This window comes from Enterobacter sp. CM29, assembly GCF_013179605.1.
Taxonomy (GTDB): domain Bacteria; phylum Pseudomonadota; class Gammaproteobacteria; order Enterobacterales; family Enterobacteriaceae; genus Enterobacter; species Enterobacter intestinihominis.
The window spans coordinates 1-8175 of sequence record NZ_JABMCU010000196.1 but is presented as its reverse complement, the minus strand read 5'-3'; the positions used below and the strand labels follow the sequence as shown (position 1 = coordinate 8175).

5 protein-coding genes are annotated in these 8175 nt (G+C 56.4%); 2 read left to right on the top strand and 3 right to left on the bottom strand.

Annotation, left to right across the window (positions count from 1 at the left end):
• The 3 genes from HP459_RS19125 to ppsA all read right to left on the bottom strand — a co-directional run.
• Positions 1 to 1603: glycoside hydrolase family 3 protein (locus tag HP459_RS19125; RefSeq protein WP_171936654.1), on the bottom strand; the 1603-nt coding region annotated here is incomplete at its 3' end.
• A gap of 3 nt (positions 1604 to 1606) precedes the next feature.
• Positions 1607 to 3007: an MFS transporter gene (locus HP459_RS19120; RefSeq protein WP_171936653.1), complete on the bottom strand. Its 1401-nt coding sequence runs from the start codon at positions 3005 to 3007 to the stop codon at positions 1607 to 1609.
• 234 nt (positions 3008 to 3241) lie between these two features.
• Complete coding sequence (gene ppsA / locus HP459_RS19115; RefSeq protein ID WP_046620285.1) at positions 3242 to 5620, bottom strand: phosphoenolpyruvate synthase; 2379 nt, start codon at positions 5618 to 5620, stop codon at positions 3242 to 3244.
• Positions 5621 to 5955: 335 nt separating this feature from the next.
• Between ppsA and ppsR the strand changes: the two genes are divergently transcribed.
• Together ppsR and aroH are read left to right on the top strand one after the other, a co-directional pair.
• Positions 5956 to 6789, top strand: coding sequence for a posphoenolpyruvate synthetase regulatory kinase/phosphorylase PpsR (ppsR, locus tag HP459_RS19110; protein ID WP_017384644.1), 834 nt, complete (start codon positions 5956 to 5958; stop codon positions 6787 to 6789).
• A 150-nt stretch (positions 6790 to 6939) separates the two neighbouring features.
• Positions 6940 to 7986 carry a 3-deoxy-7-phosphoheptulonate synthase AroH gene (aroH, locus tag HP459_RS19105; protein ID WP_171936652.1) on the top strand — a complete coding sequence of 349 codons (1047 nt, stop codon included), beginning with the start codon at positions 6940 to 6942 and terminating at the stop codon, positions 7984 to 7986.
• Positions 7987 to 8175: the final 189 nt, after the last annotated feature.

The following is an 8175-nucleotide window of genomic DNA, read 5'->3' as shown; positions in this document are numbered from 1 at the left end:
ATCCTTCCCCCACGGTACCGCTCTGGAATAGCCCGGCGAGGTCGCCCACGCAGGCCACCACCACGTCACTCTCTTTTGCCGCGCTCACGGCTTCGGGGATCAAATCCGTGCGTTGTGAAACCGGCGATTGCTGCATCGGTTTACCGCCGCTGTCGCCCGGGAACACCGGCGCACCCGCCATCCGTTTTTCGATAATGTGGCACCCTTTGGCGTAACGTACCTGTGATGCGCCAAGGTACTGTTCCAGCGCCGCGCGCGGGGTTGTCACCTGCGAGGTCTCTTCAACCATATCGCTGATGATCAGGTGAACCGGGAAGCTGTAGCCGCTCAGCAACGCCAGCGGATCGTCCGCCGTCGGCCCCACTACCGCTACACGGGGTTTTCCGCCGAGGGGCAAAATGCCGTTATTTTCCAGCAGCGTGATCGATTTTGTTGCCACCTCGCGCGCCACCTGCCGGGTCGCCTCATTCTGCAAATCGATACCTTTTTCGTCGGCGTACGGTTTTTCAAACAGCCCGAGACGGAATTTTTCACTTAGCACGCGCGCCACAATCTCATCCACTTTCGCCATTGAGATAAGCCCACGCTCTACCGCTTCCGCCAGATGACGCGCGCAGTCATCCTTCGGCAATTCCACGTCCAGCCCGGCGTTAAACGCCAGCGCCGCCGATTCTGCTGGATCGTGAGAAATCCCGTGGTGCTGGTGCAGCAGGCTGACGCCGCCGTAATCCGCGACAATAATGCCGTCGAAGCCCCACTGTTCACGCAGCACGGTGGTGAGCAGGAAATGGTCGCTGTGCCCTGGCTGATTATCGATGTCATGATAGGCTGGCATCACCGAACCGGCGTTGGCCAGCTTCACCGCCATCTCAAACGGTAGCAGGAAGGTATCGTTTAGCTCGCTGAAACCCAGATGGACCGGCGCATGGTTGCGCGCCCCTTCGCTGAAGGAGTGCCCCACGTAATGTTTCAGGGTCGCCAGCAGATCGCGCTTATCGCCCTGCAACCCCTTCACGTACGCCGTCGCCATCACCCCTACCAGCCACGGATCTTCCCCAAAGGTCTCTTCCGTCCGTCCCCAGCGCACATCGCGCGAGACATCCAGCACCGGGGCCAGCCCCTGCTGGCACCCGACAGACCGGGCCTCATTGCCAATCTGCTCCGCCGCGCGCTGCACCAGCGCCGGGTCCCAGGTGGAACCGTAGTTCAGCGACGACGGGAACAGGGTTGCATCTTTGCACAGCAGCCCCACCAGACACTCCTCATGAAACAGCGCCGGAATGCCGAGCCGGGTCTCCTCCATCATCATACGTTGCAGGCGGTTAGCGGCACGCACGCCGGTTTTTGCATCAACAATGTGCGTGCCGAGCGGACGGGTGATCTGCCCGACGCCCAGCTTCAGCCTTTCGCTGAGGGACGCCTGTTCGCTCACGCCGGCGAACTCATCGCTCAAATCGCTGCGTTCGCGGTGGTTGCCGTGTTCATCGAGGATCAGCCAGTACGCGTGCATCTGGGCAAATTTCTCTTCCGGCGTCATACGCGCCAGTAAATCAGCGACACGCTCGTGTACGGGACGTCCCGCGTCCTTGTAGATCACAGTCATGGTTTACTCCTGTAGTGCGGATTGGGTTACCGGGCTGAGCTGCCCCACATCGTTTCGAATGTCTCGCTTGCTGGCCAGCTCACGGGCAATGGAATCCACCAGTCGGCTGTTGAGTTTGTAGATAGCAAGGAGCGCCACCATGCAGAGGAACAGCGCGCAGGGGATCAGGGTGAACAGGGCATTGATGGTTGCGAGGACGTGAGGCGCCTGGTTTGCCTGTCCGGGCGCGTAATCCACCATGCCCAGCACCCAACCGACTACCGCCCCACCCAGCGCCAACCCAAACTTGATGGCAAACAGGGCGGTAGAAAAGACCAGCCCGTCCAGACGGCGGCCGCTGCGGTGTTCTTCGTAGTCCACCACATCGGAGAACATGGTCCATTGCAGCGGCGTGGTCAGGTTCTGAATAAAACTAAACACAATATTCAGACCGAATATCAGCCACACCTGCGAAGGAGGAATGAAGAAAATCAACGCGCCAAAAATAACGAAAGAAATAATGGTCCACTGATAGGCACGTACGCGATCAAATTTCCCCAGCAGGCGTTCAGATAATAATGCGCCGCTTAAGGATGCCACCATGCCGGAAACAATAAAGGCAAAGACCAGTTCAGGACGTAACAGAACATAGTTAACGTAATACATGGTCGCAGAGCCACGCGTCACGACGGCGGTTAACAGTAAAATATTAAACAGAAAAACAATTCGCCACTGGCTGTTGGCGGCCAGCAGTTTTAAATCCGTCAGCATCGAGCCGGAGGTGTCATTGCGTGGCGAGTAACGCTCCCGGGTCATAAAGAAGCAGCAGAAGAATAAAATAATACCCAGCAACCCCATCAGGCTCATGGCATAGAAATAACCTTTTTGCACATTCCCCTGACCTAATAATGAGACCAGCGGCAGCGCGATGACCGTTACAATCAACCCGCCGATAAACGACAGGCCAAAGCGCCAGGATTGCAGCGAGTGGCGCTCGCGCGGGTCGAGCGTCAGCGCGCCGGGCATGGCGCAGTATGGAACGTTAATCGCGGAGTAGATCAGGCTCAGGATGGCATAGGTTACGCAGGCATAGACAATTTTCGCCGTCTGCCCGGCATCCGGTACGTAGAAGGTAATCAGGCAGCTCACGCCAAACGGAATGGCAAACCAGAGCAGCCAGGGACGAAAACGACCGTGGCGGGTCTGAGTGCGGTCCACCAGCGCGCCAATGCACGGATCGACAAACGCATCGATCACGCGCACCACTAAAAACATGGTGCCCATAATGGCCGCCGGCAAACCGAATACGTCCGTATAGAAATACGCGAGAAATAACGTTGCCGTTTGCCAGACCAGCGCGCTGGCCATGTCACCCAGGCCATAACCTATTTTATCTTTGGTACGTAATACAGAGGAGATTGTCATTGTTATTTGCCTTTTTTTCAGGTTAAAACGTATTTCAACCAGTCGCGCATCATCCCGACGGATGTACGCGGTAAGGCTCAAGTATTAGCAACGCCCTGCCCACTAACAATTGTCTAAATTAACAGATAAATTATGATATTTGGTTTTTTGCTTTATTTGTGATGGTGAGCATATTCGCAGGAAAATAAAAAAGGCGAGGACAGATATCCTCGCCTTTTTCAGGTTATGCAGGTTTTACTTGTTCAGCTCTGCCAGGCTCAGCCAGGTTTGCACCACGGTGTCCGGGTTCAGGGAGAGGCTATCAATCCCCTCGTCCATCAGCCAGGCCGCAAAGTCTTCATGGTCAGAAGGCCCCTGCCCGCAGATCCCGACATATTTACCCTGTTTCTTCGCCGCACGGATGGCCATGGAGAGCAGCGCCTTCACCGCCTCGTTACGCTCATCAAACAGCTCAGAGACGACGCCGGAGTCGCGGTCCAGGCCGAGCGCCAGCTGCGTCATATCATTCGAACCAATGGAGAAGCCGTCGAAGTGCTCCAGGAACTGCTCGGCCAGCAGGGCGTTGGACGGAATTTCACACATCATGATGATCTTCAGCCCGTTCTCGCCGCGCTTCAGCCCCTGACGCGCCAGCTCATCCACCACCGCTTTCGCCTGATCCACGGTACGGACGAACGGGATCATGATTTCCACGTTGGTCAACCCCATGTCGTTGCGCACGCGTTTTACCGCCTCGCACTCCAGCGCGAAGCAGTCGCGGAAGCTTTCCGACACGTAGCGTCCGGCGCCGCGGAAGCCCAGCATCGGGTTCTCTTCTTCCGGCTCGTAGCGTTCGCCGCCCACCAGGTTGGCATATTCGTTGGACTTAAAGTCCGACAGACGCACGATCACGCGTTTCGGGTAGAAGGCCGCGCCGAGCGTGGCGATGCCTTCCGTCAGGCGACCGACATAGAACTCTCTCGGCGAGTCGTAACCCTTCATCATCTCGCGGATTTCGTTTTGCAGCTTCGCGTCCTGGTCGTCAAACTCCAGCAGCGCGCGCGGGTGAACGCCGATCATGCGGTTGATGATGAATTCCAGACGCGCCAGGCCCACGCCTTCGTTCGGCAGGCAGGCGAAGTCAAACGCGCGATCCGGGTTACCGACGTTCATCATGATTTTCAGCGGCAGGTCCGGCATGGTATCCACGCTGGAGCTCTTCACGCTGAAGTCGAGGATATCGGCATACACGTAACCGGTATCGCCTTCGGCACAGGAGACCGTCACGTTCTGGTCGTCCTTCATGCGTTCGGTCGCGTCACCACAGCCGACTACCGCCGGGATCCCCAGCTCACGGGCAATGATAGCCGCGTGACAGGTACGGCCACCGCGGTTGGTGACGATAGCAGCCGCTTTCTTCATGATCGGCTCCCAGTCCGGGTCGGTCATGTCGGTCACCAGCACGTCGCCAGGCTGAATGCGATTCATCTCGCTGATGTCGTGGATCACTTTCACCGGACCGGCACCGATGCGGTGGCCGATTGCGCGGCCTTCCGCGACAATTTTGCCCTGCGCGTGCAGGGTGTAGCGCTCCATGACCTGACCGCGCGAACGGACGGTTTCCGGACGCGCCTGCACGATAAACAGCTTGCCGGTGTGTCCGTCTTTGGCCCACTCGATGTCCATCGGACGGCCATAGTGTTTTTCAATCTGCACCGCCTGCTTCGCCAGCTCTTCCACTTCGGCGTCGGTGAGCGAGAAGCGATCCCGCTGCTCCAGCGGCACATCTTCAATGGTGACCTGCTTGCCATGCTCTTGCGTCGGGGCATAGATCATGCGGATTTTTTTCGAGCCCATGGTGCGGCGAACCACTGCCGGACGGTTAGCCGCCAGCGTAGGCTTGTGCACATAGAATTCGTCAGGGTTCACCGCCCCCTGCACCACCATCTCGCCCAGACCCCATGCGGAGGTGATAAACACCACCTGGTCGAAGCCGGATTCCGTGTCGATAGAGAACATCACGCCGGAAGAGCCTACGTCGGAGCGCACCATGCGCTGTACGCCTGCGGAGAGCGCGACGCCGCGGTGGTCATAGCCCTGATGCACGCGATAGGAGATGGCGCGGTCGTTGAACAGGGAAGCAAACACATGCTTCACCGCCACCAGTACCGCCTCGTAACCCTGAACGTTGAGGAAGGTTTCCTGCTGTCCGGCGAAAGAGGCATCCGGCATATCTTCCGCGGTAGCGGAAGAGCGCACGGCAAAGGAGGCCTGCGCGTCGTCAGCGGAGAGCTGGTTGTAGGCGTCATGGATGGCTTTTTCCAGTTCCGGCTGGAAAGGTGTGTCGATGATCCACTGGCGGATTTGCGCGCCGGCTTTGGCAAGCTCGGTGACATCATCAATATCCGTTTTATCCAGCAGGTCGTAAATGCGCTGGTTTACACCGCTCTGGTCTAAAAACAGGTTAAACGCATCGGCGGTTGTGGCAAACCCGTTTGGTACGGAGACACCCATACCGGACAGATTTGTAATCATTTCACCCAGGGAGGCATTTTTGCCCCCAACTCTGTCTACATCATTCATGCCGAGTTGGTTATACCAAAGCACCAGCGGTGACGAGCCATTGTTGGACATCGAAACAATCCTTTTGTGATATTTGATCGGAGTAAGAAACACCTGACTACGTATTTATACTGGCATATTTATTTCCGCTAAAAAAACGGTGAATCGTGTAAGCAATTTAAATTTTCAACTTTTCGGACAGTTTCCCCGCACTCGCTAACCCGATGATTCCTATAGATTCCGGCAAAAACCATAGAAATAACGCCGCTAATGAGAAAATGAAATCCACTTTTCAGGAAAATCAAAAACACCATTTCATTTTAAATTCAGATAAGTTCTTTGCTGTGCAATTAACTTTTTTAATTTATGCTTTCAGGCAATTACGTACGCTATTCTGGGTGGATAAAATGGATAATGCTGTCGATCGTCACGTTTTTTATATTTCTGATGGGACGGCGATTACCGCCGAGGTGCTGGGACACGCGGTGATGTCGCAGTTTCCCGTGTCGATAAACAGCATCACGCTGCCGTTCGTGGAAAACGAGAGCCGGGCCAAAGCGGTCAAGGACCAGATCGACGCCATTTACCAGCAGACCGGTGTTCGTCCGCTGGTGTTCTATTCCATTGTGATCCCTGAGATCCGCAACATCATTCTGCAAAGCGAGGGCTTCTGTCAGGATATCGTGCAGGCGCTGGTTGCACCCTTGCAAAGCGAGCTGAAGCTCGACCCGACGCCGATCGCTCACCGTACCCACGGGCTGAACCCCGGCAACCTGACCAAATACGATGCGCGTATTGCCGCCATTGACTACACTCTGGCGCACGACGACGGGATCTCGCTGCGCAATCTGGACCAGGCGCAGGTCATTTTGCTAGGTGTGTCGCGCTGCGGTAAAACCCCCACCAGCCTTTACCTGGCAATGCAGTTTGGCATTCGCGCCGCCAACTACCCCTTTATTGCCGATGATATGGACAACCTGGTGCTGCCTGCCGCGCTCAAGCCGCTTCAGCATAAGCTGTTTGGGCTGACCATCAACCCGGAACGACTGGCGGCGATCCGCGAAGAACGTCGCGAGAACAGCCGCTACGCCTCAATGCGCCAGTGCCGAATGGAAGTCTCCGAAGTCGAAGCGCTGTACCGGAAAAATCAGATCCCCTGGCTGAACAGTACCAACTATTCAGTAGAAGAAATTGCCACCAAGATCCTCGATATCATGGGACTGAATCGCCGCATGTACTAATATGCTAGTACATTAATCCAGTTTCAGTTATTATCATGCCATCCTCGGGGCGACGTGCCCCGAACTTGAAATCAGCAGGGATTGGTTTAAGGTGATGCCCATCACTTCCCGGTAGTCTGCCGATGAAGCAAAAAATTTCTGAGACATTCCATGAACAAAACCGACGAACTGCGCACCGCGCGCATTGATAGCCTGGTCACCCCGGCTGAACTGGCCCGGCTGCACCCCGTTTCCGACGAGGTGGCGGACCATGTGACGGCCTCCCGTCGCCGCATCGAAAAAATTCTCAATGGTGAAGACAAACGTCTTCTGGTAGTAATTGGCCCCTGCTCCATCCACGACCTGGACGCGGCGATGGATTATGCACAACGCCTTCAGACGCTGCGCGGCACGTATCAGGATCGCCTGGAGATCGTGATGCGTACCTACTTTGAAAAACCGCGTACCGTCGTGGGCTGGAAAGGATTGATATCCGATCCCGATCTGAACGGTAGTTACCGGGTGAATCACGGCATTGCGCTGGCGCGTAAGCTGCTGTTACAGGTTAACGAGCTGGGCGTGCCGACCGCTACCGAATTTCTGGATATGGTGACCGGACAGTTTATTGCCGACCTCATTAGCTGGGGCGCGATTGGCGCGCGTACCACCGAAAGCCAGATCCACCGTGAAATGGCGTCGGCGCTCTCCTGCCCGGTGGGCTTCAAAAACGGAACGGACGGCAATACCCGCATCGCCGTTGATGCCATCCGCGCGTCACGCGCCAGCCATATGTTCCTCTCCCCGGATAAAAACGGCCAGATGACCATCTACCAGACCAGCGGCAACCCGTTCGGACATATCATTATGCGTGGCGGTAAAAAACCGAATTACCATGCAGAAGATATTGCCGCCGCCTGCGAAACGCTGGCGGAATTTGACCTGCCGGAGCATCTGGTGGTGGATTTCAGCCACGGCAACTGCCAGAAACAGCACCGCCGCCAGCTGGACGTCTGCGATGAAGTCTGCCAGCAGATCCGCAGCGGCTCGACCGCCATTGCAGGAATTATGGCGGAGAGCTTTATCAAAGAAGGCACGCAGAAGATCGTAACCGGACAGCAGATGGTGTACGGCCAGTCGATTACCGACCCGTGCCTGAGCTGGGAAGACAGCGAACGGCTGCTGGAGAAGCTGGCTTCAGCCGTGGACACGCGCTTTTAAAATCCTGCCGGGTGACGCTGCGCTTACCCGGCCTACGGTACGTGCCCTTCTCCCTCTCCCCATGGGCTGAGGGTTCCCCACAAATTAATGCGAGCACTGAGCAATCCCCTCGCCCCTCCGGGGAGAGGGTTAGGGTGAGGGGAACATACGGCGGTGGTGGTCATTCCGTTCACTTTATGTTCCTTGCTA